This is a genomic window from Lacimicrobium alkaliphilum (assembly GCF_002591895.1).
Taxonomy (GTDB): Bacteria; Pseudomonadota; Gammaproteobacteria; order Enterobacterales; family Alteromonadaceae; genus Lacimicrobium; species Lacimicrobium alkaliphilum.
On the sequence record NZ_NISX01000007.1, the window covers coordinates 80,850 to 105,918 of the forward strand.

Annotated in this window: 22 protein-coding genes and 1 other RNA gene; 12 read left to right on the top strand and 11 right to left on the bottom strand. The window is 48.6% G+C overall.

The window, feature by feature from the left end; genetic code table 11:
* Positions 1 to 56: 56 nt before the first annotated feature.
* On the bottom strand, positions 57 to 836 hold the full coding sequence (locus tag CDA54_RS08455) for a SapC family protein (RefSeq protein WP_099034566.1): 780 nt from the start codon (positions 834 to 836) through the stop codon (positions 57 to 59).
* Between the two features lie 188 nt (positions 837 to 1,024).
* On the opposite strand from CDA54_RS08455, the gene CDA54_RS08460 reads away from it, so the two are divergent.
* The 3 genes from CDA54_RS08460 (at position 1,025) to msrQ (ending at position 3,797) form a co-directional block, all read left to right on the top strand.
* Positions 1,025 to 2,074 carry a PLP-dependent cysteine synthase family protein gene (locus tag CDA54_RS08460; RefSeq protein ID WP_099034567.1) on the top strand — a complete coding sequence of 350 codons (1,050 nt, stop codon included), beginning with the start codon at positions 1,025 to 1,027 and terminating at the stop codon, positions 2,072 to 2,074.
* An 86-nt stretch (positions 2,075 to 2,160) separates the two neighbouring features.
* Positions 2,161 to 3,159: a protein-methionine-sulfoxide reductase catalytic subunit MsrP gene (msrP, locus tag CDA54_RS08465; protein WP_099034568.1), complete on the top strand. Its 999-nt coding sequence runs from the start codon at positions 2,161 to 2,163 to the stop codon at positions 3,157 to 3,159.
* On the top strand, positions 3,159 to 3,797 hold the full coding sequence (gene msrQ, locus CDA54_RS08470; RefSeq protein WP_099034569.1) for a protein-methionine-sulfoxide reductase heme-binding subunit MsrQ: 639 nt from the start codon (positions 3,159 to 3,161) through the stop codon (positions 3,795 to 3,797). Before msrP ends, msrQ begins: the two co-directional genes overlap by 1 nt.
* A gap of 202 nt (positions 3,798 to 3,999) precedes the next feature.
* Here the strand turns inward: msrQ and CDA54_RS08475 are convergent, their stop codons facing one another.
* Positions 4,000 to 4,395: a DUF3718 domain-containing protein gene (locus tag CDA54_RS08475; RefSeq protein ID WP_099034570.1), complete on the bottom strand. Its 396-nt coding sequence runs from the start codon at positions 4,393 to 4,395 to the stop codon at positions 4,000 to 4,002.
* A gap of 370 nt (positions 4,396 to 4,765) precedes the next feature.
* An RNA gene (gene rnpB / locus CDA54_RS08480) (RNase P RNA component class A) lies at positions 4,766 to 5,165 on the bottom strand.
* Positions 5,166 to 5,329: 164 nt separating this feature from the next.
* Here rnpB and CDA54_RS08485 point away from each other — a divergent pair.
* Both CDA54_RS08485 and CDA54_RS08490 read left to right on the top strand, forming a co-directional pair.
* Entirely contained in the window at positions 5,330 to 6,931 is a 1,602-nt protein-coding gene (locus CDA54_RS08485) for a methyl-accepting chemotaxis protein (protein ID WP_099034571.1), read from the top strand.
* Positions 6,932 to 7,059: 128 nt separating this feature from the next.
* Positions 7,060 to 8,511 (top strand): hypothetical protein, encoded by a 1,452-nt coding sequence (locus CDA54_RS08490; RefSeq protein WP_099034572.1) that lies wholly within the window; start codon positions 7,060 to 7,062, stop codon positions 8,509 to 8,511.
* 9 nt (positions 8,512 to 8,520) lie between these two features.
* Here the strand turns inward: CDA54_RS08490 and rsmI are convergent, their stop codons facing one another.
* Positions 8,521 to 9,375 (bottom strand): 16S rRNA (cytidine(1402)-2'-O)-methyltransferase, encoded by an 855-nt coding sequence (gene rsmI / locus CDA54_RS08495; protein WP_099034573.1) that lies wholly within the window; start codon positions 9,373 to 9,375, stop codon positions 8,521 to 8,523.
* Between the two features lie 85 nt (positions 9,376 to 9,460).
* On the opposite strand from rsmI, the gene CDA54_RS08500 reads away from it, so the two are divergent.
* From CDA54_RS08500 to CDA54_RS08525, 6 genes are all read left to right on the top strand, one after another.
* A complete protein-coding gene (locus CDA54_RS08500; RefSeq protein ID WP_099034574.1) occupies positions 9,461 to 11,257 on the top strand; it encodes a penicillin-binding protein activator in 1,797 nt (598 codons plus the stop codon).
* Positions 11,258 to 11,276: 19 nt separating this feature from the next.
* The gene (locus CDA54_RS08505) at positions 11,277 to 11,603 is read left to right on the top strand and encodes a YraN family protein (protein ID WP_229748029.1); all 327 of its coding nucleotides are present in this window, start codon (positions 11,277 to 11,279) and stop codon (positions 11,601 to 11,603) included.
* Complete coding sequence (locus CDA54_RS08510; protein WP_099034576.1) at positions 11,600 to 12,196, top strand: D-sedoheptulose-7-phosphate isomerase; 597 nt, start codon at positions 11,600 to 11,602, stop codon at positions 12,194 to 12,196. Before CDA54_RS08505 ends, CDA54_RS08510 begins: the two co-directional genes overlap by 4 nt.
* Before the next feature lies 1 nt (position 12,197).
* On the top strand, positions 12,198 to 12,770 hold the full coding sequence (dolP, locus tag CDA54_RS08515; protein ID WP_229748030.1) for a division/outer membrane stress-associated lipid-binding lipoprotein: 573 nt from the start codon (positions 12,198 to 12,200) through the stop codon (positions 12,768 to 12,770).
* 345 nt (positions 12,771 to 13,115) lie between these two features.
* Positions 13,116 to 16,286 (top strand): TonB-dependent receptor domain-containing protein, encoded by a 3,171-nt coding sequence (locus CDA54_RS08520; protein WP_099034578.1) that lies wholly within the window; start codon positions 13,116 to 13,118, stop codon positions 16,284 to 16,286.
* An 83-nt stretch (positions 16,287 to 16,369) separates the two neighbouring features.
* Entirely contained in the window at positions 16,370 to 18,268 is a 1,899-nt protein-coding gene (locus tag CDA54_RS08525) for an alpha/beta hydrolase family protein (RefSeq protein ID WP_099034666.1), read from the top strand.
* A gap of 69 nt (positions 18,269 to 18,337) precedes the next feature.
* Here the strand turns inward: CDA54_RS08525 and CDA54_RS08530 are convergent, their stop codons facing one another.
* From CDA54_RS08530 to rplM, 7 genes are all read right to left on the bottom strand, one after another.
* Positions 18,338 to 18,724: a ClpXP protease specificity-enhancing factor gene (locus tag CDA54_RS08530; protein ID WP_099034667.1), complete on the bottom strand. Its 387-nt coding sequence runs from the start codon at positions 18,722 to 18,724 to the stop codon at positions 18,338 to 18,340.
* Positions 18,725 to 18,729: 5 nt separating this feature from the next.
* A complete protein-coding gene (gene sspA / locus CDA54_RS08535) occupies positions 18,730 to 19,362 on the bottom strand; it encodes a stringent starvation protein SspA (protein ID WP_099034579.1) in 633 nt (210 codons plus the stop codon).
* Between the two features lie 180 nt (positions 19,363 to 19,542).
* The gene (locus CDA54_RS08540; protein WP_099034580.1) at positions 19,543 to 20,277 is read right to left on the bottom strand and encodes a cytochrome c1; all 735 of its coding nucleotides are present in this window, start codon (positions 20,275 to 20,277) and stop codon (positions 19,543 to 19,545) included.
* Positions 20,274 to 21,542 carry a cytochrome b gene (locus CDA54_RS08545; protein WP_099034581.1) on the bottom strand — a complete coding sequence of 423 codons (1,269 nt, stop codon included), beginning with the start codon at positions 21,540 to 21,542 and terminating at the stop codon, positions 20,274 to 20,276. The genes CDA54_RS08540 and CDA54_RS08545 overlap by 4 nt, the downstream gene beginning before the upstream one ends.
* Before the next feature lies 1 nt (position 21,543).
* On the bottom strand, positions 21,544 to 22,137 hold the full coding sequence (gene petA, locus CDA54_RS08550) for a ubiquinol-cytochrome c reductase iron-sulfur subunit (protein ID WP_099034582.1): 594 nt from the start codon (positions 22,135 to 22,137) through the stop codon (positions 21,544 to 21,546).
* 534 nt (positions 22,138 to 22,671) lie between these two features.
* A complete protein-coding gene (rpsI, locus tag CDA54_RS08555; protein ID WP_099034583.1) occupies positions 22,672 to 23,064 on the bottom strand; it encodes a 30S ribosomal protein S9 in 393 nt (130 codons plus the stop codon).
* Positions 23,065 to 23,077: 13 nt separating this feature from the next.
* Positions 23,078 to 23,506, bottom strand: a complete 429-nt coding sequence (gene rplM / locus CDA54_RS08560; protein ID WP_099034584.1) for a 50S ribosomal protein L13 — start codon at positions 23,504 to 23,506, stop codon at positions 23,078 to 23,080.
* Between the two features lie 739 nt (positions 23,507 to 24,245).
* Here rplM and CDA54_RS08565 point away from each other — a divergent pair.
* A complete protein-coding gene (locus CDA54_RS08565; protein WP_180237166.1) occupies positions 24,246 to 25,067 on the top strand; it encodes an SAM-dependent methyltransferase in 822 nt (273 codons plus the stop codon).
* Positions 25,068 to 25,069: the final 2 nt, after the last annotated feature.

Here is a 25,069-nt window from a genome sequence, read left to right on the forward strand (position 1 = left end):
ACGGGTGAAATAACGGGGCGACATAAAAGGGCAGCCAGGTTGACTGCCCATACTCTTTAGTTGGCTTGAGCGGGCTGTTCTGCCGTTTCGCCCTGAGCCTCTTCTTTAGGCAAGATCTGTATTGCAGCAATCGGCTGCTCGCTTTTCTGTGACAGCTGTACGAGTTTGTTTAACTGCCCCATTGATCCGAGCATCGCATACATGGCCCCCAGGAAACCGTTGCGGTGAAGTTTCAGTACCTGCTCGTCGTCCAGTTTCATCAGCTTTTCTTCGCTGATGCTGTGCAGCCCGACCAGCTGACGCTGTTCGCCGCTGGCATAACGAATGCCCAGACGCAACTCTTCAACCAGATCGAGATCGGTGAGGGTTTTGACAAACTCCTGGGTCAGATTCTCACTGTTCACCAGTTCAGACATCAGCTTCTGACGACTTTCCATATACTCAGATACAGAACCATCTTCATTAAACAGTGCGATACCTTCTTTTTCATTTACCAGGTCACTGTCTTTATCTATAAAAATAGACAGTTGCTCACCATTGGGACGAACGTCAAAGGGATAACGTTGCAGATTCAGAGGCGCAAAATGACTCTGCCAGCCATCTGCTGAATAATAGAGGTTGACCCCTTCAACCAGACCATACAGACCTGTGCAATGATAACGATCGGCCGCTTCATCTTTAATCAGTACCAGTGGAACACTGCTGGCGGCTCTGGCAAATTCACGGATGGAAATCCCCACCAGATGTGACCCTTTACTGTGAGCCAGGCTGGGATCCTGCTTTATTTTGATATTTTTATGTGCTTCTTTGTCCAGTAAAACGTAGTTTCTTGCCATTTTAAGGCCTCTTTGAAAAAATGTTATTTCTATGTGGCGGCAAGTTTCCCCGATTTCAATACCAAAGTCACCCCCACCCGGGAATTGATCATCGCAACGTGAGCAGAATTGCTGAAGTTACCTTGCTTTTGCCCCCTCAGAGCATTAGCGTTACCCGACAGAACTTATGAGTCAGACAAGGAACATGTATGAGCAGAGCCTGGGCCAATAATGCCATTGAGAGTATACAGGCGGACTTTCAGAGATCCTCTGACACGCATTTAATCAAGCTCCAGCTTGACGCCTTCAAAGATATCGATTTTTATCTTAAGGACGAAAGCACTCATCCTACCGGGAGTCTTAAGCACAGACTGGCTCGCTCTTTGTATCTATATGCTCTGACCAACGGCTGGGTCCGCGAGGATACCACCATTATTGAGTCCTCCTCTGGCAGCACGGCAGTGTCTGAGGCCTATTTTGCCAGGCTGCTCGGACTGCCCTTTATTGCCGTCATGCCAAAAAATACCGCCTCCAGAAAAATCCAGCAGATCGAATTCTACGGCGGCCAATGTCATTTTGTTGATAAGAGTGACCAGATTTATGCCGAATCTCAGCGACTGGCAGAAACCCTGAATGGTCATTATATGGATCAGTTCACCTTTGCCGAGCGTGCAACTGACTGGCGAGGCAACAATAATATCGCCTGTAGTATGTTCGAACAAATGCAATATGAACGCTTCCCTGTGCCGGAATGGGTGGTAATGAGCGCAGGCACCGGTGGCACCAGCGCAACAATTGGGCGGTATATTCGCTATAAATGTTTCAATACCCGACTACTGGTTGTAGATCCGGACAATTCGGTGTTTTACCCCTTTTATCAGACCGGTGATGATCGTCTGACGTCCTGCGGCAGTAAAATAGAAGGTATAGGGCGTCCAAGAGTGGAACCGTCATTTGTGCCTTCCGTGGTAGATGAGATGCTGCAGGTGCCAGACGGTGCCAGCATTGCCACCATGTTATGGCTTGAGAGCATGCTGGGCAGAAAGGTAGGCCCCTCTACCGGTACAAATATGTGGGGTTCACTACAAAAAGCCCGGTTGATGAAAGCCTCAGGAAAAGCCGGTTCAATCGTGACGCTGTTGTGTGACAGCGGTGAACGATATCTGGATACCTATTACAATTCACAGTGGGTTGAAAGCAATATTGGCAAGACCGCTGATCATGAAGCGCAGTTAAAGGACATCATTAACGCGGTATAAAGGAAAGCAAATCCCGCTTCAGCCTGTCCTTATTGATATCGCCCCTTTTCAACACCTGGTGTGTTACTAAATACAGGAAGGCAAGCATGCTGATTAAAGTCCCAAAAGCGAGCCAGTGCAGTGAAAACGACGTAACCGATGAAGCCATTTACCTGAAAAGGCGCCAGTTACTAAAGCAGATGGGGTTCATTGGCGCCGGCGCCTTACTGGCGGGCAGCCCGGGTGTTCAGGCCATTAATTTGTTTGGTGATGATGACGAAACCGCGTTTAACACCCGGGAGTTAACCTACAGTCAGCAGGACAGCGCCCAGACCCTGACGCCTGAATCCAAAGTCATCAGTCACAACAATTTCTATGAATTTGGCACCGACAAAACCGATCCCAAAGAAAATGCGCAGGGTCTGAATGTAGACCCCTGGCAATTGCGCGTTGATGGTCTGGTGGAAAAGCCTTTCACTCTTGGCTTTGAAGATCTGTTCAGTAGTTTTGAACTTCAGGAGCGCATCTACCGCATGCGCTGTGTCGAAGCCTGGTCGATGGTGATTCCATGGATCGGCATACCGCTGCAATCTCTGCTCAACAGAGCCGCACCCCTGAGCAAGGGTAAATATGTTGCCTTTGAGACACTGTATGATCCTGAGCAAATGCCCGGTCAGCGGAATCCCTTTATCGGTGGTGGCATAGATTATCCCTATGTTGAGGGGCTGAGACTGGATGAAGCCATGCATCCGCTGACCATACTGGCCGTGGGGCTTTATGGAAAGAGTCTGCCGCCACAAAATGGCGCCCCAATACGATTAGTGGTGCCCTGGAAATACGGTTTTAAAAGTATTAAGTCCATCGTCAGTATCAGACTTGTGGAGAAACAGCCGCCCACCAGCTGGAATCTGCTGGCGGCCAATGAGTATGGTTTTTACGCCAACGTCAATCCCAATGTGGATCACCCTCGCTGGAGCCAGGCCCGGGAACGCCGGATCACTAAAGGAGGCTTATTTTCCTCTAACAGGATCGATACGCAGCTGTTTAACGGCTATGACGAAGTGGCGCCGCTGTATCGGGGCATGGATCTGAAACGCTTCTATTGATGGTTTCCCGTATTCATTTCAGACCGTGGCAGATACTGGGCCTGAAGCTGCTGATTCATAGCCTTTGTATTGGCTGGGCAGGCACAACCTATTATCAGGCTGTAACAGACCAACTCGGTGGCGATCCGGTTAAGGCAATACTGCATTTTACCGGTATCAGCGCCTTCAACCTGCTATTAATGTCCTTATGCATGTCGCCGCTGGCAAAATACTTCAGACAGGCACAGTTTATTCGCTTCAGGCGTTTGCTTGGCCTGTATGCCTTTCTCTTTGCGATATTACATCTGCTTAGCTATTTGTTGTTTGAGCTGCAACTGGAGTGGGGCATGCTGATATCGGAGATTATCAAGCGCCCGTACATCACGGTGGGTATGATCGCATGGCTACTACTTATGGTATTGACGCTAACCTCAACACAGAGCATTCAGCGAAAACTGGGCAGGCGATGGCAGAAACTGCATAACTGGGTCTATCTGGCTGCCTGCCTGATCGCGCTGCACTATATCTGGTCAGTTAAATCCGATATTGTCCAGCCCGCACTCTACATCGCCATGCTGGCAGTACTTTTGGGGTTGAGAAAAGATAAACTGCTGAAACCCTTACAAGCCATCAGGCGAAAAATCAGCACCAGAGCATAAAAAAAGCCCCGCTGATGCGGGGCTTTGAAGGGATTGGACAATTCACTCTCCCGAAATAAGAGGCGTCAAGACCTTCAGAAGAGTGATGTCCAATTCGGTACCAGCGTCACTGGTTTATTGTTGGAATCCTGAAGGCTTGCCGACACAACGTGTCGACTCTTAATTCTGTATTGCATAAGCTGACTGCAAAGCCAGCATTTGATTAACTGATTCTGGACAAAAGCTCTTTGCCGATTTCACTTGAGATGTGACCGTTGGCCTCAGCCCAGTCTTTTAGTGCCATGCCGTCTTTTTCAGTAGTAGACAAGTCGGATTTGCTCATGCGTTTAATCATATACACACCAGATTCAACCGAACCGGTCTCCATGGCGTAACGAATCAAACTGCTGCCACCGCAGCTGATACCACCATAGTAATCACCGAGGCGCAGCTTATAATCGTCCTGCACAGATTTAAGCTTTTTGCGCAGCTCTGACTTATCATCATTTTTCACGATAGTGCAAATATTGGCCAAATCATCATTGATATCTGCCTGACTGACAGGAGAGAATGCAACAAAGGACAAACTGGTAAACAATGCGATTGCGGACTTTTTCATTTCGGTGCCTCTTAACTTTAGAAGGTATGGTCGGTCTTGACGCAGAGAAGAATACGCGATTGCTCAGAGAGCCGATAGAGGCTTACCGGTACCTTAGTATAGCTTTTTATACCTAATATTATGAGCACAGGAATATGAGGATACTGAGCAGGCTGAAGCTTAGAGTACGTCCGCTTCAACCCCGGCTGAGCCAATGCTTATGCGCCCGTTTATCTGATTGCAATAAAGCGTTGGAATAAAAAATAAAGATGCAGAAGAGGCTCCAACATGGCTTGTGAGGAAGGCAGGCCACGATACCCTGTCAGCCAGCACAAAGAGGTGCAGGCCATGAAAGATAAGGCATAAGGGCAGAATTGCCCATTCGCTAAAAAAGGGGAGCTGGCCGATAAGCCGGGTTCTGTCTAAGACAATCATTCATCTAGGTCAGCAATCGCTCGCTGACTCAAGCAACCTACCCGGTTCCGACGCGGGCCGCGCCAAGGAACCCTATTTGGTCTTGCTCCGGGTGGAGTTTACCATGCCACAAACTGTTACCAGCTGCGCGGTGCGCTCTTACCGCACCCTTTCACCCTTACCGCCCGGCGAGCCGGGGTTGGCGGTCTGCTCTCTGCTGCACTTGTCGTCGGCTTGCGCCGCCCAGGCGTTACCTGGCACCCTGCCCTATGGAGCCCGGACTTTCCTCCCCCCGACCACCTAATTACACGACAGCCAACATTCATCGTTTATGGCATACAATTAGGTGGTCGGGCGGCGATTGTCTGGCCAGCTCCGGCGCCGATTCTACCTGCTTTACCTGACAAAAACTATGGGAACAGGTAGATTAGCGTAATTGGTATCGCAAACAAAAAAGATAGTGAAAGATAATCAAGTTCCGCCGATACTAGTATCTGAACACTCATTGGATACAAACACTCATTAGGGAGTAGCTAAGACAATGAATCTGGTACAAAAACTCATGGCCGCATTCGGCTTTATCGTACTGGTGATGATTATCCTCACCATATCCGTATCTGTAAGCCTGTCGGGAATGCGCGCGGCTACCGATATGACCAATCATACTATGCAGGTAATGAATGATGCCGATGATATCGTTAAACACCTGCTGAGCATCGACAGTGGCCAACGCGGCTATGTGATCACTAATAATAAGGACTTTCTACAACCCTATAATGAGGGCAAAGCCGGCGTTGAGAAGAACCTTAAATCATTGCGTCAGCTAGTATCGGAAAGTCCCGGGCAGTTAAAACGCCTTGATGAAGTAAAAGCCATGTATGAAGAGTGGCTGGAAAATGCAATCGACCCCGCCATTCAGCTCAGGGCCATTGGCCTGGAACAAGCCTCTAATTTCGTTGCCAGAGGTGAAGGCAAAGCCAGAATGGAAAAACTTCAGGGTGTACTGGATGAGTTTATCGCCACCGAACAGGGCATCCTGACACAGCGTACTGAAGATGCCGCAGATGCATCAGTGACCACACAGGTTGCGGCGATTCTGGGCGGTATTCTGGTCATACTGGTAGCCGTCGGCGCGGCCTGGTTATTCAGCCGGCAGTTAAAAAGACGGCTGGACATGGCTATGCAGGTCACCACAGATGTAGCCGATGGCAAGCTGGATACCCGCATTGATGACAGCGGCAATGACGAAATTGCCGAGTTACTCTCAGCCATGAACCATATGCAAACCCAGTTGCGTCAGATGATGCAACAAATCGGCACCGCCTCTACTGAACTAAACGATGCCAGCCAGTCAGTGTCCAGTACTGCTGAACAGCTTTCTGTCTCCTCGGATGAACAATCTAACTCCAGTGATTCCATTGCTGCTTCGATACAGGAACTCAGCGAAAGCATCCGTCACGTGTCGGAAAATGCACAGGAAGCGAGCAGTATCGCCACAGAATCCGGTTCCAGTGCAGAGCAAAGTGCCCAGATCATGGAGAAAATGGTCGCCGCGATGAAACGGATTAACGATGTAGTGCGTGATGCGTCTTCACAAGTGGTTGAATTAGGTAAGCAATCAGAACAAATCAGCTCGATTGTCAATGTGATTAAATCCATTGCCGATCAGACTAACCTGCTGGCATTAAACGCAGCCATTGAGGCGGCACGAGCCGGCGAGCAGGGCCGTGGGTTTTCAGTGGTAGCCGATGAAGTCCGTACACTGGCTCAGCGCACCAGTGAGTCCACCGATGAGATTGAAACAATGGTGGGGCGTATTCAGCAAGGCACTCAGGGTACCGTTCAGCAAATGGAACGGGGCGTTAAGGAAGTGGAAGAAGGGGTTGAGCTGGCCGATCAGACGGGTATTGCAATCCGTGAAATCAGAGAAAGCTTCGATCGCGTGTTGAATGTGGTTCAGGATATCAGCCATGCTCTGAGTGAACAAAACCAGGCCAGTGATGAAGTGGCCAAGCATGTTGAACGCTTCTCCGCCATGACGGAGCAGAATAAAGAAGCGACTCAGCATACCAGCAGCACAGCTCACCAACTGCAGACGCTGGCCGGGCAACTCGGCAAGGCGGTCAGCCGCTTCCGTTACTAAAAAAATTAGTATCTGCATAATTGCTTATCAGAGATGGCCGATAACCTTAGGGTTATCGGCTGTGGATGATATCTCTGCTAAGCTAAAGGGTCGTTTATTTATCAATCAGTCAGGAATAGTACGGCACTATGAGTGAAACCGTAGGCGAGAGCCGCTACACGAAAGAACTACGCGTCTTAATCAGCAAAATACATGATGTCACGCCGGTCAGAGATTCGCTGTACGAACACGCCACAGAGTACTTTGCCCTTCAGGCTGCTGAAGAACAAAAGCAGATTCAACTCAACAGCCAGTTGCAGACCGCCAGTGAGGCAACGAGCAAGAATGCCGAACAGCAGCAGAAAAAGGCCCAGAGCAACCTCAGGGAATACCAGCAAAAGCTCCGGGAGGCAAGAATTGAACGACTGAACAACCTGCTCCAGATCTGTGAAAAAATATTACACCTGACAGACGGCAAAGATGAGCAGGAAATCCAGCGCAATTGTGCCCGACTGTTAGGTACGATGTTGTTGATCACTCCCACTGAAAAGCGAAAAGTCGGGCAATCTAACCAGCGAACAAAACATCTGTATAAAGCAGTATTGAGTCTGCTTTTGCTTGAACGCATGGTGGCAGACAATCAAATCAGCAACCAATATGTACTCAAGCATGCGGGGCAACGAATCAGCGCCCCGGAGAACAAAGACACAGCCAGTCAGTGTCCTTATCGCAATCATGTTCAGGTACCGCTGCTGATGACCGCTCTGATGCAGGACATAGGCCAGTATCATCCTGATGCACAGCGCATTCTCAAGGGCCCTGACGGTGACCTGAATGAGTTTCGGGTGCTGGAAAAAGATCAACGCCTGAACCTGCTGAAAATAAGCTATCAGCAGACTCTCGCGTACCTTAAAACCGGCCTGGGTAAAAACATTTATGTGGGCAACTCTAAGCAGGAAAGGGACGATTTCAACCAGAATGAAGATGAAAAGATGAAGTTTATCTTCACCCTGTTAAAGTCCTCACTGGATCCTCAGCAGTCCATCGGCAACTTGCTCAAAGTGCCACAGGTTTATACCTCCGTGGTACTTTCCACCAAAGCGGTGTATGACTACGAGTCTTTGCCCAAGGCCGCTATGGTGCTGGAGAAAGCCGCCGAAAAGGGCGCCCTGAATAAGACTGCCGTCGACAGTTTTGTGCGCATTGTGGGCTATTTTCCCCAGGGATTTGGTATCACCTATATTCCTAAGGACTCCGATCGCCGTGATCTGGACCGATATGAATACGCCATAGTCACTGCGCTGTATCCAGAGGACCCGCACGTTCCCAATTGCCGGACGGCCACCAAAAGCCTGACATTTTCACAGTTTGGTCAGGGCCTTAGGGTCGGAAAGGATAACAACCTTTACTACCCCCAGGCCCGCAAAAAACTGGAACGTATGAGTAAAGAACGACTGCTCGAGATCCTCAGTAAACTGGTGTCTAATTTTGAAGAGCGCAAAGAGCTGGACTTACTGCCAAAATGCTGGCATCCCTACACTTACTTCTCTTATGCAAAACACCAGAATCTGTGGAACAAGAAAACCACTAAAACGAACTGATATTGCGGGTCATTGCTGCAGCTGCAAACCCAGCTGGTAAAGGGCATTTTTTTTCAGTTTATAATGCCCCGCCGTAATCGCGGCGGCTTTTTTAAGGGGCAGCTCCTGCATCAATGTGGTGAGCAAATTTATGGCCTCCGCCGGCATCTGGCCACTGCGGTCCTCTCCGGGGCCTACCATCAGCACAAATTCACCTTTCTGATGTACCGGATCTGCCTGCAACCACTGAGCAATCTCAGCAGCGGGGCCGGTCCGGAATGTCTCAAAGGTCTTGGTCAGCTCTTTAGCCAGAGCAAGCTGTCGGTCGGCGCCCAGTTCTTCAATCAACAGCAAAACCGAATCCAGAATGCGCCTGGGCGCTTCATAGAACACGGCTGTGCCGCTGGCATCTTTCAGCTCAGCCAGTTGCTCCCTACGCGCCATTTCTCTGACCGGCAAAAAACCGAAAAAGGTAAACTGATCCGTCGGTAGTCCTGAAGCACAAAGGGCAGTAATTAACGCACAGGCACCCGGAATGGGTACGACAGGGATAGTATTCCGACGACACAAATTTACCAACTGATAACCAGGGTCGCTGATCAGAGGGGTACCTGCATCGCTGATCAGCGCGATATCCAGCCCCTCATTCAGTTTCATCAATAGCTGTTGGGCGCGCTGGGTCTCATTATGATCATGCAGCGACAACAACCGGGCTGAGATATTATAATGATCAAGCAGGCCCTTGCTGTGTCGGGTATCCTCGGCGGCAATCACAGCCACCTGCTGAAGAACCTGCAATCCCCGGTGACTGATATCAGCCAGGTTACCTATAGGTGTAGCAACTATATACAAAGTACCACTTGCAGATTCACCTTTTGTGCTCATGGATTAACCCTTTGATTGTGTTCCCATGAGCCACATCATAAACTAGCAGTACTGATATTTCGCCAGTAAGTTATTAAGGTTGCCAATGTTGAATCTGCGCAAACTGACCATGTCTATTACAATGATGCTGCTGACGGCATGTGCCACAGCACCAGATGTCAGTGACAAACGGGTTATTACTAAGGGCTCAGAATCGCCGTCCAGGCAACAAACATACACGGCTGAAGAACTTATCGCACAGGCAAGGCAGGCGGAACAAAGTGAGCAACCCGGATTACTGCTAAGTGCTGTCAAAGCGCTGTACCAGCAGGGTGACTGCAAGACCACATTGAAAGTACTGCAACCACTGATACCGGCCATCAGCGATATAGTACAGAAGGAGCAGGCCAGACTGATTTTCAGTCAGTGTTTACTGGCAATTGATCAGCCCGCGCTGGCAAAAGCCAGTCTGGATAAGGTCAGCAATAAACTGCATATTCTGCCTGCACGACTCAGGTTCAGCGCTGAATTGGCCGAATATCATCACGACTATCTGACGGCTGCCAATTATCTTGCCGAGTTAATTAGTCTGAATCCGTCACTGGCGGAATCACATTACCCTAAAATATGGCAATTACTGGAGCAACTCGATACAACTGAACTGACAGAAGCATCAGCAACGTCAGGTTATCTCACTCCCTGGCTCGAATTAGCCCGGCTGACACGGCAAACTCCTTCTTTGGAGCTGAGCCAAGGTATCAGTTTGTGGCAGCAACAATACCCTACATTGCCTATTCCGGAGCCCGTTCAGCAACTGTTTGAACAGGCTCGTTATCAGCCGCAGAATATTGCGGTCATTCTTCCTTTGTCCGGGCGTTTAGGAAATCAGGGGCAGGCCATTAAAGAAGGGGTTCTCGCGGCATATTTTGCTGAAAAAGGGCAGCAGACCTATGCGCCACAGCTCAGATTCTATGACTCAGTCCTGCTGAATGAATCCGATATACAGAACCTGGTGTTGCAGCACGATTTTGTTTTGGGCCCCCTGTTAAGAGAAAATATTCCCGGCGTGCTGACACAATTACCCCCGTCGACTCCGGCGTTATTGTTAAACCGGGTTGAGCAAGAAAAATCTGTGGCACATCACTATTTTTATTCTCTCGCTCCGGAAGATGAGGCCAGACAACTTGCCCGATACCTGCATGGTCGCGGCTACAAAATGCCTATGCTGATCAGTGCCGGGCGCCCGTTATTTGAGCGTATGGCAGAGCAATTTGTACGCCAATGGCAGGAGCTGGAGCGCCAGGAACCCACTTTGGTTACGTTCACCGATAACAAATCAATGCGCAATGCTGTGGACAGCATATTGGCTATTGACCAGAGTGAGCGACGGATCCAACGGGTGAGATCTGTGATTAATCAGGAAGTGTATAGCTTCGCTCGTAACAGAAGAGACGTTGACGCGATTATTGTTTTTTCCAACCCGGCGCAGACCGAATTACTTAATCCAATGATCGAGTCCAGCATCAGCCCTTTTTCCGACATCGTGCCGGTCTTCGCCACCAGCCGAAGTTTCAGTAAAGAACTGGGCAATAATAGCCTCAGAGATCTGCGTAATCTGGTTTTTGTAGATATGCCATGGATGTTGCCGGGAGCCGACTCTGATGTGAAAGCCGAAATTAATGAACTCTGGCCAAATCGAAGTGACAGTGAGAGTCGCCTATTCGCCATGGGCTACGATGCCTACAGATTGATTCCGGAATTAACCGTATTGCACGCACTGAGAGGCAGGCAGATCAAAGGTCTGACAGGAGAGCTCAGCATGGATAAGCAAAACCGTATCGTTCGCCGCTTGCCATTCGGTAAAATTGAACTGGATCGGGTCGTCTCTCTTGCCGGGGATTAAACAACGGCTCTCGGGCCTTTTGGGACAATCGGCTGAGGCAAGAGCCTGTCGTTACCTGAAGGCACAGGGCCTGACGTTGATCACCACCAACTACCATTGCAAATCTGGCGAGATCGATTTAATCATGCAGGATGACGATGAATTGGTTTTTGTAGAGGTAAAATATCGCACCAGGACCCATTTTGGGCACCCTGCTGAATACTTCGATACTCACAAGCGCAGGAAGTTTGAATCAGCCCTGTTTCATTTTATGCAATACAAAGGGTTAAACCCTGCCCACATTCCCCATAGAATAGATCTCGTGGCGATTACAGGCAGCCAGATCCAGTGGATAAAACGACTATGATAGAAACTATACGAGACAATTTTACGGAAAGTATTCAGACCAAGATAGCAGCGATTGAAATATTGCCTGAAGCCTTAGAGCAAGCCACTTACATGATGGTTCAGACGCTGATCGCGGGTCAGAAGATACTATGCTGTGGCAGTGGTGGTTCCGCCATGGATGCACAGCAATTTGCCTCACTGTTACTAAACAGGTTTGAAGGAGATCGCCCGAGTCTCCCGGCACTGGCATTGTCCTGTGATGCTGCAACAATCACCTGTGCTGCTGATGAAGCCAGCTATGATGAAATCTTTTCAAAACAAATCCGGGCATTGGGGCAAAGCAATGATATTCTGTTGGCCATTTCTGCCGATGGTAATTCCCGCAATATTATTATGGCGATGGAAGCGGCCCTGAATCGCGATATGACCATTATCGCCCTCACCGGCAAGGACGGAGGTGAAATGGCTGGATTATTAGGTCCCAATGATCTGGAAGTCCGGGTGCCTTCAAATAAAAGCCAACGCATCCACGAAGTCCATCAGCTGGTCATTCACACTCTTTGCAACGGCATTGATAATTGTCTTTTCCCCGAACATAACGGAGATGAATAAGGTGAAACGAACAACAAAACTCCTCACTCTGATAGTCAGTATTGCCCTGCTACAGGGCTGCGCCGCTGTCGTGATAGGAGCCGGCGTGGGTGCCGCCGCGGTGGCTCATGACCGGCGAACCGTGGGTACTCAGCTGGATGATAAGACCCTGGCTTCTCGGATCAACAGCGCATTGTCAGAAAATAACAATATTAAACAGCATGCCCATATTAATGCCACAGTGTTTAACGGCGTGACGTTGCTGGTAGGGCAGGCGCCTAATGATGACCTGAAACGTCAGGCCCAGCAGATCACCGAAGCTGTGCCTCATGTGACAAAATTACATAATCAGATTCGCATCTCTAGCCCCACAGTGACCTCTATACGCACCCACGACGTCTGGCTGGCTACCAAGGTTCGCAGCAAATTGCTGACTGACAAATCGGTGGACGGCTTGCATATAAAAGTCATAGTGGAAGATTCAGAAGTATTCCTGATGGGCCTGGTGACGCGACAGGAATCCGATAAAGCCGTTGAAGTGGCACGCAATATTGATGGTGTTGCGCGGGTGGTTAAGGCGTTTGAATACCTGTGAACCCAAGTATTCCAGAAAAAGGAAAATACAAAGAAAAAAATATAAGAAAGAGTAGTATTTATGTAAATCCTGGCTGACACTTTTCCACAGCATGGTTATATCTAACCGGCGTTTGCCAAATTCTGTTTTTATCAACTCCCTCACAAGCCTGCTCTGTCAATTACAAGCATTCAAATATTACAATTTATTACAAATGTATTACCAAATATTGAATTTCCCAATCATTCGTAATAAAAAGGTAACCGCACAATAGAAACAGCTCGTACCACTTGAGCTGGTAGTCACCAATATAGAAAAACAATATCAACTTCAGTTGTTGGTTGAATAATAATCCAGGGAAACACTATGATAAAAAAAAGCAGAGTCGCTAAAGCGATTCAATATTCACTGCTTCTGAGCTCTATGGCCATTGCACCAGGAGCTCTGGCCCAGGCAGAAGATCTGCTTGAAGAAGAAGAGCTCGAAGAAGAGCCGGTAGAAAAAGTTGTAATAACCGGTTCACGTCTGCGTCGGAGCGAATTCTCCAGCGCTTCCCCCATACAAGTCATCGATGGCGAAGTTTCACGAGAAATGGGCCTGTTTAATGCCGAAGACATGCTTCAGACCAGCACTCAGGCGTCTGGCCTACAAATTGACAACAGCTTTGGCGGCTTTGTACTGGATAATGGTCCGGGCAGCTCGACTATCGGCTTTCGTGGCCTGGGTGCCGCAAGAACACTGGTTCTGATGAATGGGCGCCGTATTGCCCCTGCTGGTGTAGGTGGCGCGCCTGTAGCAGCGGACCTTAACCTGATCCCCGGCGTGATGATCGACAGAGTGGAAAACCTTTTCGACGGCGCATCAACCGTATACGGTTCAGACGCCATTGCCGGTGTGGCAAACATTATCCTGCGTAAAGACGTTGAAGGCTTTGAATTTGAAGGTTCTTATTCAAACCCTGAAGCGGGTGGTGGTGAAGAAGAAATTTTCTCAGTGATGTACGGCAAAACCTCTGACAAGTGGTCTTTCACAATAGGTGCTGAATACAACAATCAGCGTAGCCAGTCCATCGCTCAGAATTCCTTCACCGGAGAGTGTACTGAACTTCATTATGAAGATGAGCAGGGTAATATTTTAGACACATATAGAAGTCTTGCGCCTTCATCACGGCCAAAAGATTCCTGTAATATCTTCCCGTTGACTAACCGTGTATTTTTCAACAATTTCTACGGTAGCCTATACTACACTCCGGGAAGCACCAATACCGGCATTGAAAACTTTAGCGAAACCGGTGTTGCAGCCAGTCTGATCGGCTTCCATCCTACCTGGGTAGCCGTTGATGACAATGGTGATGGTATTGCAGATGCCGGTATGGTAGACGGCAATGGCGACGGTTTACAGGATTTGTCTTTCCAGGACCCCTTCTACGCCTATGGTCGCAGTGATCACTACCGTTCCGGTGACTTTATCAGTGCAAATAAGCGTTACTCGGTAATGGCCAATGGTGACTATAGCTTCGGTGACGATAACGACACCAGAGCCTTCTTTGAAGGTTTGTATGCCAAGAGAAACTCGGATACGTTCAGCCCTGGCGGCCAGTTCTTCCCTGTCGTACCGGCATCAAACCCTTACAACCCTTGTGGTATCTACGCTGAACAAGACTGCCTGTCATTCATTGGTGCAGCTGGTGGGCCCGTTCTGTCGCAGCCTATCCTGAACATTCGCGGTGATCGTGACCAGAGTGACGTCGATGTCTCTCAATACCGTTTACTGGCGGGATTGGAAGGCAATATCGGTGCCCTGGATGACCTTGGCATGGGTAACTGGATGTACGAAGTACATGCTGCGTACAGTTCTTCAACCGGCGAGAACACCATACAAGGTATTCATGCCGGTAGACTGAGCAACTCATTGAATACCTCAGTATTAAATGACGATGGCAGCATTACCTGTGGTAATGGATCAGACGGTTGTGTACCGGTGAACCTGTTCGCCCCGAATATATACCAAACCGGTGGTGGGACCTTTAGCGATGCGGAAGCGGCTTACCTGTTTACCGATCGCTACATGGAAACAAAAGTAAAGCAAACCATGTTCAGTGGCTTTATTGCTGGTGATTTGTTCAGCCTGCCGTGGAACGATGAAATTGTACCTGTCGTAGTGGGTGCAGAGTTCCGTAAAGATGAAATCGAATCCAATCCTAATGAAGCCACTTCACAGGGCCTGATTCAGCATTACTTTTCAGATAAAGGAGCAGATGGTTCCCGCAATATGAGAGAAGTGTTCACTGAGTTTGAACTGCCGCTGGTGCGTGGTCATAAGTTCGCCGAAGAGCTGACTGTAACCGCTTCTGGCCGTTGGACAGATGAGAGCTACTATGATCCGCAGACCACCTACAGCCTGAAGACAGTATACCGTCCGGTTGAGTGGTTTACTTTGCGAGGAACTAAAGGTACCTCTTATCGCGCGCCCAACTTACGTGAGCGCTTCCTCAACGGTACCACAGGCTTTAATGACGTAACTGACCCTTGTGTTGTTCCCACCGCCGCCAGAGACGGTGATCCACTGGATCCAAACGCATTACCTACTTACAACGCCGGAAACGATACTCGTCAGCAGCGCGTACTTGACGCCTGTACGGCCAACGGTGTAGATCCAACCTCTTTGGGTATAGGTAGCGCACAGAACACCTACACACCTCAGGTAAATGTGGAAATCAGCACGGGAGGATCTGAAACCCTCAGTGAAGAAAACTCCACGGCCAAAACATGGGGTCTCGTGTTTGAGCAACCCTTCAGCGACGCATTCGATCTCACGTTGTCTGCCACATGGTATGACATCGAAATCGTAAACGCGGTCGTAGAGCCGGGTAATCAGTATATGGTTGACCAGTGTTATGACAACCCCGATTTGCCCGATGGCAGCAGTGGTTTCTGTAGCCGTATCACTCGTGATGCCAATGGTGATATGACGTTACTGGATGCCAGCTTTATCAATGCGGGTCTGGAAACCTCCAGAGGTATTGATTACAACGTTTATTACAATCAGGACTTTATCGTCGGTGAGAAGACACTGGGCGTGAGCTTTGACCTGTTGGCAACCAACATGAAAGAGCAGATGTTTGACATTCTGGGAACGATTGATGACAACGTTGGTGAGCCGGCCTTCCCTGAATGGAGAGCCAACTCGCGCCTGTCACTAGAGTACAGCGACTTCCGCTTTAGCTGGATCACTCGCTTTATTCAGGCTGGTGAACTGGATGAACCAGAAGAGTTTGATCCAACCAACGCAGCCTGTGACGGTCTCGATGTAGGTTGCCGCCCGGTGCCTTATACAGAAGACTACTATCGTCATGATGTTGCCCTGAACTACACTCAGGACAACTACAGTGTGACTTTCGGTATCCGCAACGTGTTTGACGAAGCGCCGCCTAAAGCCGACGACGATGGAGTGTTCTCTGTACAAAATATCCCACTGGGTATCGGTTACGACCTGTTTGGTCGTACAGCCTACTTGAACTTCGGTATGAACTTTTAAGTAGTATCGATTAGCAGGTGAAATAGCACCAATTGTCTGACAGTTGGTGCTATTTTTTTATTTCAAAAACAAAAGTGCTAGTTATGAAATGTAACAAGTTAGTTTCTATTACTCTTTTAGGCCTTGTGTCATTGTACGTGTCAGCAAAACAAACGCTGCCACTAGATGCCTTCGCCATGCTTCCCGCCATTCAGCAGGTCAGCGTTTCCAAAAATGGTGAGCGTTTAGCCATGCTAAGAGCAACCAGTAAAAATGGTGATTACATTATCGAGGTACATAACATCGATAATCTAGAGGCTGAACCTGTACGGCTTGGTGCAGAACGCATGGAAATTACCGGTTTCCAATGGCTGAACAATAAAAAACTGGGCGTTGTCTTTCGTCAGAATATTCAGGATGGCAACAAAAACTATTGGGTGAGCAAATATGCCATTGTTAATGCCAACGGTAAGGGAGACTGGCTGGTTCCCTTCAGGAGCGACAATCAGGCTAATTTTACTCTGTTGAGCTCTCTGCCAGGCGATGAAGACGAGATATTACTGGAATATGATATCAATAATAACCGTATTCCGGACGTTATTCGCTTCAACATTGATAATGGACGCAGCCGCACAGTGCTGCGTGGTAATACGCAAATCAGCGGTGGCTTTATTCCTGATAGCGAAGGCGAAATCCGTGCTGCGCAGGGCTTTAACACCGCAGATACGACCATTGATCTATACGCACGCGCGTCAAAAGAAGACAACTGGGTCAAGGTCAAAAGTATTTCACCTAAGAAACGGGAAGTGTTTGAGTTTCTCTACTTTTCCAATGAAGATCCCGCCAAGGTCTATGTGAAAGCCACTAATGGCGAAGATAAGGCGGGGATCTATCTGTACGATATAAAAAGCGGCGAGTACTCAGAACGCTTGTTTGGCCTGAAGTCCGTAGACGCTGGTTCGGTTGTACTCAGTTCTAAAGAGAAGGATCGCGGTACATTACAAGGCTTCAGTTATACCACTAAACACCCCGATGTGTACTGGACAGATGTAAATGAACAAGCCTTGCAGGAATCCATAGAAACATTATTTGAAGATAAGTTTGTGCGCATGGTCAGTCGCTCGGAAGATGACAATGTAATTGTTATCAGTACCCGTTCAGATAAGGACCCTGGGACCTACTATCTGCTGCAGGATAAAAGGTCACTGAATAAGCTCGGAGAAGTCTTTCCTCTCATCGAGCCACAGCACCTGTCTGATGTAAAATATATCAGTTACAAAGCAGAAGATGGCTTGAAAATTCCGGCCTATGTGACCCTGCCTTCAAAAGGGGAAAAACCCTATCCTACAGTAGTCATGCCCCATGGCGGCCCCTGGGCCAGGGATGTGGTCATCTATGATGAGTGGTCACAACTGCTGGCTCACCATGGCTATCTGGTGATACAACCACAGTTTCGTGGTTCGGAAGGTTATGGCCTGAATCACTGGATAGCCGGCGATAATGAGTGGGGTCAGAAAATGCAGGACGACATGGATCAGGGTGCTCAGTTCCTGGTTGAAAAAGGCCTGGCCGACCCTGAACGTCTGGCCATGTTTGGCTGGAGTTATGGTGGCTATTCTGCTTTTGTCGGCTCAATGCGTGACAACAATATTTATCAGTGTACCGTCGCCGGTGCTGGTGTCAGTGATTTAGCCCGCATCAATGCTACCCTGCATGACAGTATTTTTCTCAGAGAACTGCAACGGCCGACTATTTCAGGTGTTTCACCTCTGGACCAGGTGGAAAAGGTTAACATTCCTATTCTGGTTATACATGGTGACATAGACCAGCGCGTTCCGGTGGAGCACAGCAGGTTGTTTGTGGAAGAGTTGGAAAAGCTAGGCAAAGATTATAAATATGTTGAACTTGAAGGTGCCGACCACTTCTCCAACACGCTTTACTACAATCATAAAACAGAGTTCTATTCTGCGCTGTTAGACTGGCTGGATAACAAGTGTTTCTGATAACTCAATAACTACTAAAAAAGGCGCCTATGGCGCCTTTTTTGATTCTCACACTTGTTTGTTATGTCACTACTTAACCACTTTTAACTGTGGCTTGCCTTTAGTCGGCGGTGGTTCAGTAGGTGGTGGCGTATTATCCGGTTCGTCATCTTCCTGAGTGAAAATTGTACCTGCACCATTCTCTCTGGCATAGATCGCCATCACCGCTGCCATAGGTATGGTCAGACGCCTCGCCACACCACCAAAGCGTGCATCAAAGGTCACATCCAGATTAGACAGGTGTAATTTACCACAGGCAGAAGGGGAGATATTCAAAACAATCTGACCGTCCCGTACATGTTCCTGGGGTACCTGAGTCCCCTCAATGGTGGCATCTACCACCAAATGAGGAGTCAAATCGTTATCCAGGATCCACTCGTTAAATGCACGTAACAGGTAAGGCTTATTCGACGTCATAGTCATCAGAGCGGATTGTGGATTTCGCGTTCTTGATCAGTCAAAGACGCCTTAAACGAAGGACGGTCAAAAATACGATTCATGTAGTTTTTCACGTCCTTGGCACCATTACCACTGAGTTCTATCCCCAGCGCAGGCAGCCGCCACAGCAATGGCGCAAGGTAACAATCCATCAGACTAAACTCTTCACTCATGAAGTAAGGATTATCAGCAAACAACGGCGCCAACGCCAGAATACCTTCGCGTAAATCATTACGCGCGGTTTCTATATCGCCCTCTTTCTTCATAATGCGGTCAGCAATGCTGTACCAGTCCTGCTCAATACGATGCATCATCAGGCGACTCTGGCCTCTGGAAACGGGATATACCGGCATCAGCGGCGGATGCGGAAAACGTTCGTCCAGATACTCCATAATGATGTGAGAGCGATAAAGTACCAGCTCACGATCAACCAATGTCGGCAAGGTACCGTATGGGTTCAGTTCAAGTAAGTCCTCAGGCAGACTCGCCTGATCCACAAAGCTGATCTCTACCCCTACGCCCTTTTCAGCCAGTACGATACGTACCTGATGGCTGTATATATCCAGCGTATCCGAGAACAATGCCATAATTGAACGCTTATTGGTGGCAACGGCCATTCACACTCCTCCAAAACCCAAAAATAACGGATCTGCGATTACATCAATGCGCATAAATCCATTTCATAAAACGATAAAAAGGGCAGTGTCAACGCGCACACTGCCCTTAAACCCAAGTCACAAAAGATTGTTAGTTGGGTATTAAGATGATTTCGCTATTATACCTGAAAATCCGGGCATTTAGTGAACATCCCGCCAATATTCTTTTTTCAGCAGATATGCGAAAACAAAGAAGACCAGGATAAAGATGATCACCCAGCGCCCTATATCTTCTGCTTCCAGCCTGGAGGGCTCGCCCAGATACACCATAAAATTAACCAGATCCAATACTGCCTGGTCGTACTCTTCAGGGCTCAGTGTACCGGAACCGTCAGATTTGATGCCGGCATAGACTTCTTTCATCTCACCGTCAATCAGCTTTTCCTCGTGGCTATCATAGGGTATACCCTGCAATTCTTCCAACGCATGAGGCATGCCTACATCAGGAAATACCTTATTATTCACGCCGAAAGGACGGCTGTCATCCACATAAAATGTACGCAGATACGTATACAGCCAGTCAGCTCCTCTGACACGGGCAACCAGCGTCAGGTCCGGCACCGCCGTACCAAACCATTTTTCGGCCGAGGCTTTGGGCATGGCGCCTTTCATATAATCACTGACTTTTTCACCGGTGAACTGAAGGTTCTGTTCGCCCAGCTCAAGTGGCACCCCGATATCTTCAAATGTGCGCTGGTAACGCTGGTACTGGGCCTGATGGCAGCCCATGCAGTAATTCATAAAAGTCTGCGCACCACGTTGCAGCGACGCTTTGTCGGTCAGATCATACTCCGCCTTATCCAGCGGGTAGCTGCTACCTGCGGCAAACACCAGCGAAGGAACTAAAAAGCTCAGCAATACGACAAGTTTTCTCATTTGCTAATCCTCTCTGGCAGTGGCTTAGTTTTCTCATTCTTACTGTACAGCCATAGCAAAGCAAAGAAGCCAAAATACAGGAAGGTACAGATTTGCGAAGCTGTTATCTTCCAGGGCTCCTGTGGCGTTCCGCCCAGATAACCGAGGAAAATAAATACCGCAGCAAAGACCAGCAGATTATATCTGTGAATGCCGCTGCGATAGCGCCAGGATTTCACCCTGCCTCTGTCAATCCAGGGCAACAAGACCAGCATAATGATGGCAGAAAACATAGCGATTACGCCACCCAACTTATCGGGAACCGCCTTCAGAATGGCGTAGAAGGGGGTGAAATACCAGACCGGGAAAATATGCTGCGGTGTTTTCAGCGGGTTAGCCTGTTCAAAATTAGGATGTTCGAGGAAATAGCCGCCCATTTCCGGATTGAAGAACAGCACGTAGGCGAAACCCAACAGGAATATGGTGAAGGCCACCAGGTCCTTAAGCACTATATGGGGGAAAAATGGCACTACATCATCAACAATATCGTATTTGTTAGTGTAATATTCGTGCATCTTCCATTTGGTCTTCTCTTCCTCTTTGAGAGATCCCTTCTTGCGCTTCACTTCAACCCCATCCGGGTTATTAGAGCCCACTTCGTGCAGCGCAACAATGTGCAGGAACACCAGAATCACAATCACCAGCGGCAGGGCAATAACATGCAATGCGAAGAAACGGTTCAGCGTGGCACCTGAAATGACATAGTCACCCTGGATCCAGATAACCAGATCCTCACCGATAACCGGAATGGCACTAAACAGCGATACGATAACCTGCGCACCCCAGTAGGACATCTGCCCCCAGGGTAATACGTACCCCATAAAGGCTTCGGCCATCAGTGCCAGATAGATAAACATACCGAATACCCACAACAGCTCACGGGGCTTCTGGTATGACCCATAAATCATACCGCGGAACATATGCAGGTATACGACGATGAAGAAGGCCGACGCACCAGTAGAGTGCATATATCGCAGAATATAACCGTATTCCACTTCGCGCATAATGTACTCAACAGAGGCAAAAGCACGCTCGGCAGACGGTTCAAAACTCATAGTCAGCCAGATGCCAGTGACGATCTGGTTGATCAGTACGATAGTGGCCAGAAAGCCAAACACGTACCAGAAGTTCATATTCTTAGGTGCGGGATACTCTGCTGCGTGCATCTTTGCCACACGCATCATCGGTATTCTGTATTCAATCCAATCGAGCAGTTTGTTAGACATCTCAGGCTGCCCCCTCTGATGAACCAATCAATATGGTGTTATCGTCGACATAGTAATGGGGAGGCACCACCAGGTTCAATGGAGCAGGCACACTCTCAAAAACACGTCCCGCCATATCAAATTTTGAACCATGACAAGGACAGAAGAAACCGTCAGGTACTCCCTCCACCTGTTCGGCAAAGGCACCGTCTTTCAAGTGCTGAGGTGAGCACCCTAAGTGAGTACAAATTCCCAGCACAACCATATATTCCTCTTTAAGCGAGCGATAACGGTTCTGTGCAAATACCGGCTGTTGCGGCTGCAAAGATTCTGGGTCCCGCAGCTTATCTTCATGATCAGCCAGAGATTTGAGCGTCTCAGGGGTGCGGCGAACGATCCAGACCGGTTTGCTCCGCCACTCCACGCGCAACATCTGACCTGGCTCAATTTTACTGATATCGGCTTCCACATCCGCCCCGGCAGCCCGGGCCTTGGCACTGGGATTCCAGGAAGCGATAAAAGGCACTGCGGCACCCACCACTCCGACACCGCCCACTACCGAGGTGGCGATGGTCAGAAATCGGCGCCGCCCATTATCTACTGGCGCATTACTCATCCACTTTACTCCAAAGGTTGGATTATGTGCTTTCCCGGTCAATTGTCTTATTTTAAGTTGTGCAATTGTAACAGGAAAGTCTGAGGTTATGATTTTAGCCGGAAATGATAAAAGAAAACCCCTTTAAAACACAAGGAAATGATGGCTAAAACAACAGATTAGTTCGCGGAGCAGCTGAGAGTGCGTTAAAACTCACCTAAAAGTGCAAAGGATAAATGACGAACAAAAGTCATTCGCCGGGATAGCAGGGAAAATGGAAACAGTACCTGGGGACCAAAACTCTCACACTTCAGCGGTAAAACATTCCATCAGCATAAAAAAACCCGGCATTTGCCGGGTTTCTTGTATAACAACTAGGTTGTTCTAACCTGGATTCCGCAGTTGCGCGCGAGGTGAAAGTGCATCTGTCTGATTTGGATGGCGTAATGAAAAAATTCGTGGTCACCTTGTTGGTGATGAGACATTTTTTCATATAGCCAGACAAATCAAGGAGATGCGCTATCGCCCGTGGGTCAACTGCCGACTTCAGGTTTATTAACGCTTGGAGAACTGAGGGCGTTTGCGTGCTTTATGCAGGCCCACTTTCTTCCGTTCCACTTCACGGGCATCACGGGTGACAAAGCCGGCTTTGCGCAACGCGGGCCGCAGGGCCTCGTCGTACTCCATCAGTGCACGGGTAATACCGTGACGGATAGCGCCAGCCTGACCACTGATACCACCACCGGATACGGTGATGTACAGATCAAACTTCTCGGTCATCTCTAACAGTTCCAGAGGCTGACGTACTACCATGCGGGCAGTTTCACGACCAAAGAACTCTTCCAGAGAAAGACTGTTAACTGTAACTTTACCAGTGCCCGGGCGAATAAATACGCGAGCAGTGGAGCTTTTGCGACGGCCTGTGCCGTAATATTGATTATCTGCCATTACTCAATGCTCCTTAAATATCCAGAACCTGTGGCTGCTGAGCGGCATGAACATGCTCAGAACCAGCGTAGACCTTCATTTTGCGGAACATCGCGCGGCCCAGAGGACCTTTTGGCAACATACCTTTAACCGCTTTTTCGATGATCAGTTCAGGCTTATGAGCCTGTAACTTTTCGAAAGTAGTTTCTTTCAGTCCACCTACGTAGCCTGAATATGAATAGTACATTTTGTTCTGGGTTTTATTACCTGTAACCCGAACTTTTTCTGCGTTGATGACCACGATGTAATCACCTGTATCCACATGAGGTGTGTACTCAGGCTTATGCTTACCACGCAGACGACGGGCAATTTCAGTTGCCAGGCGTCCAAGGGTCTTGTCTGTGGCATCAACCACAAACCAGTCACGTTTTACCGTTTCCGGCTTAGCAACAAAAGTTTTCATTTCTCGTTACCCAAAATTTCAATATGTAGTTACTTATGCACTTGCTGTTCAGCTCCCGCTGGCAACAAGGCTGCTAAACCGGGTAAATTGCCCCTTCGAGCATCCCGGTTGTTCCGCTTTCCCAAAAGCGGCTGTCGTGTAACTGGGCAGGGCGCGCATTATACAGTAGAAAAAAATAAACGCGAGGATAAATTTTATCCATATTTGAGTGAGGAGAGAGGGGAGATGAGTGAGGTGGAAACCTCAGTCTCCGGTCATGTCCGAATGTCGTTGTCAGGCATCCAGCAGCCTTTGAATATTCAGATACGTCCCCATCAGCATTGAGCAATCAAAGTTGCTGGACAGACCCAGCAACTTTTTTAGAAGAACAAAACTGACCACACAGTCACAGAGAACACTGAGAACTACAGGGCCTATGCCTTAAAACCTCTGTGCCTCTGTGGTTAAATTTCTTTTCGTGAGATTCATAATAAAAAAACCTAAACTGCTATTGCAAATCATTCTTATTTGCAATAAAGTAAGACTGCACTACTCCTCAAGTCTACTGGTCTTTCTTGGGAGTGATACCAATTTTATCCAAACAATTGGTATTTACCGGGCGGGCTCTCCATGGCCCGCCCGGGTTTTTAAGCTGTTGGTCTGTTATTCTCTGCCTGTGTCCTGTGCTGATATTTCTTTCTGTTGCGTCTGCGTTGATTATTTCTTATTCTTCATCAACTGGATTAAAGGGGAAATGGTTATGGATGAACAAAAAGGACGACTGACAATAGCGGGTTGTGGTTTGCACCCCGGTCATATGACCCTAGAAACTCAAAGTCTTATCCAAACCGCTGAATCCGTATTACTGGTTGCTCCTAACCCCCTCTCAATACAGCATATACGCCAGCTTAATCCGCACACCGAACATCTGGGCCGCTTTTATAATATGGGCTATTCGCGCCCTGAGATTTATCGTCAGATGGCCCTGTATATTATCGATTTAGTGCATCAGGGGAAATCGGTCTGTGTCATATTCTATGGTCACCCCGGGGTGTTTGTCTCATCCACCCGTATGGCAAGCAGGGTGCTCGCAGGACAGGGCTACCCGGTAGCAATGCTTCCCGGGATCTCAGCCGATGCATGCCTGTATGCAGACCTGGGACTGGATCCTGCCGATACTGGCTGTCAGAGCTATGAATCCACCCGCTTTTTACTTACCCGCCGTGACGTTGATACCAGTGCCGCACTGATACTATGGCAACTGGGGCTCACCGGTGAACACAGCATGGACAAATTTGAACCGGGTAAGCAGGGCCTGGAGGCCTTATGCAAATTATTGCAGATGGACTATCCGTCTGATCATCAGGTGTGTTTGTATGAAGCGCCCACCCTGCCTGGATTCGAGCCCCGTAAAGACTGGATAGCCCTGACTGATTTAGCCAAAGCCGATGTTAATACCATTACTACGCTTTATGTCCCGGCCTGCCGGGAACCCACTTTTGCTGAAGAGCGCTTAGGCTGGCTGGGGCTTACAGAGACAGATATCAGTCACTGGGATGAATACGAAGAAGTTGAGATGTGAAA

Bases quoted from the DNA above. Each gene is read 5' to 3' on its own strand.
- CDA54_RS08455 (WP_099034566.1), bottom strand. From the start codon at position 836: ATGGCAAGAAACTACGTTTTACTGGACAAAGAAGCACATAAAAATATC.
- CDA54_RS08460 (WP_099034567.1), top strand. From the start codon at position 1,025: ATGAGCAGAGCCTGGGCCAATAATGCCATTGAGAGTATACAGGCGGAC.
- msrP (WP_099034568.1), top strand. From the start codon at position 2,161: ATGCTGATTAAAGTCCCAAAAGCGAGCCAGTGCAGTGAAAACGACGTA.
- msrQ (WP_099034569.1), top strand. From the start codon at position 3,159: ATGGTTTCCCGTATTCATTTCAGACCGTGGCAGATACTGGGCCTGAAG.
- CDA54_RS08475 (WP_099034570.1), bottom strand. From the start codon at position 4,395: ATGAAAAAGTCCGCAATCGCATTGTTTACCAGTTTGTCCTTTGTTGCA.
- CDA54_RS08485 (WP_099034571.1), top strand. From the start codon at position 5,330: ATGAATCTGGTACAAAAACTCATGGCCGCATTCGGCTTTATCGTACTG.
- CDA54_RS08490 (WP_099034572.1), top strand. From the start codon at position 7,060: ATGAGTGAAACCGTAGGCGAGAGCCGCTACACGAAAGAACTACGCGTC.
- rsmI (WP_099034573.1), bottom strand. From the start codon at position 9,375: ATGAGCACAAAAGGTGAATCTGCAAGTGGTACTTTGTATATAGTTGCT.
- CDA54_RS08500 (WP_099034574.1), top strand. From the start codon at position 9,461: ATGTTGAATCTGCGCAAACTGACCATGTCTATTACAATGATGCTGCTG.
- CDA54_RS08510 (WP_099034576.1), top strand. From the start codon at position 11,600: ATGATAGAAACTATACGAGACAATTTTACGGAAAGTATTCAGACCAAG.
- CDA54_RS08520 (WP_099034578.1), top strand. From the start codon at position 13,116: ATGATAAAAAAAAGCAGAGTCGCTAAAGCGATTCAATATTCACTGCTT.
- CDA54_RS08525 (WP_099034666.1), top strand. From the start codon at position 16,370: ATGAAATGTAACAAGTTAGTTTCTATTACTCTTTTAGGCCTTGTGTCA.
- CDA54_RS08530 (WP_099034667.1), bottom strand. From the start codon at position 18,724: ATGACGTCGAATAAGCCTTACCTGTTACGTGCATTTAACGAGTGGATC.
- sspA (WP_099034579.1), bottom strand. From the start codon at position 19,362: ATGGCCGTTGCCACCAATAAGCGTTCAATTATGGCATTGTTCTCGGAT.
- CDA54_RS08540 (WP_099034580.1), bottom strand. From the start codon at position 20,277: ATGAGAAAACTTGTCGTATTGCTGAGCTTTTTAGTTCCTTCGCTGGTG.
- CDA54_RS08545 (WP_099034581.1), bottom strand. From the start codon at position 21,542: ATGTCTAACAAACTGCTCGATTGGATTGAATACAGAATACCGATGATG.
- petA (WP_099034582.1), bottom strand. From the start codon at position 22,137: ATGAGTAATGCGCCAGTAGATAATGGGCGGCGCCGATTTCTGACCATC.
- rpsI (WP_099034583.1), bottom strand. From the start codon at position 23,064: ATGGCAGATAATCAATATTACGGCACAGGCCGTCGCAAAAGCTCCACT.
- rplM (WP_099034584.1), bottom strand. From the start codon at position 23,506: ATGAAAACTTTTGTTGCTAAGCCGGAAACGGTAAAACGTGACTGGTTT.
- CDA54_RS08565 (WP_180237166.1), top strand. From the start codon at position 24,246: ATGGATGAACAAAAAGGACGACTGACAATAGCGGGTTGTGGTTTGCAC.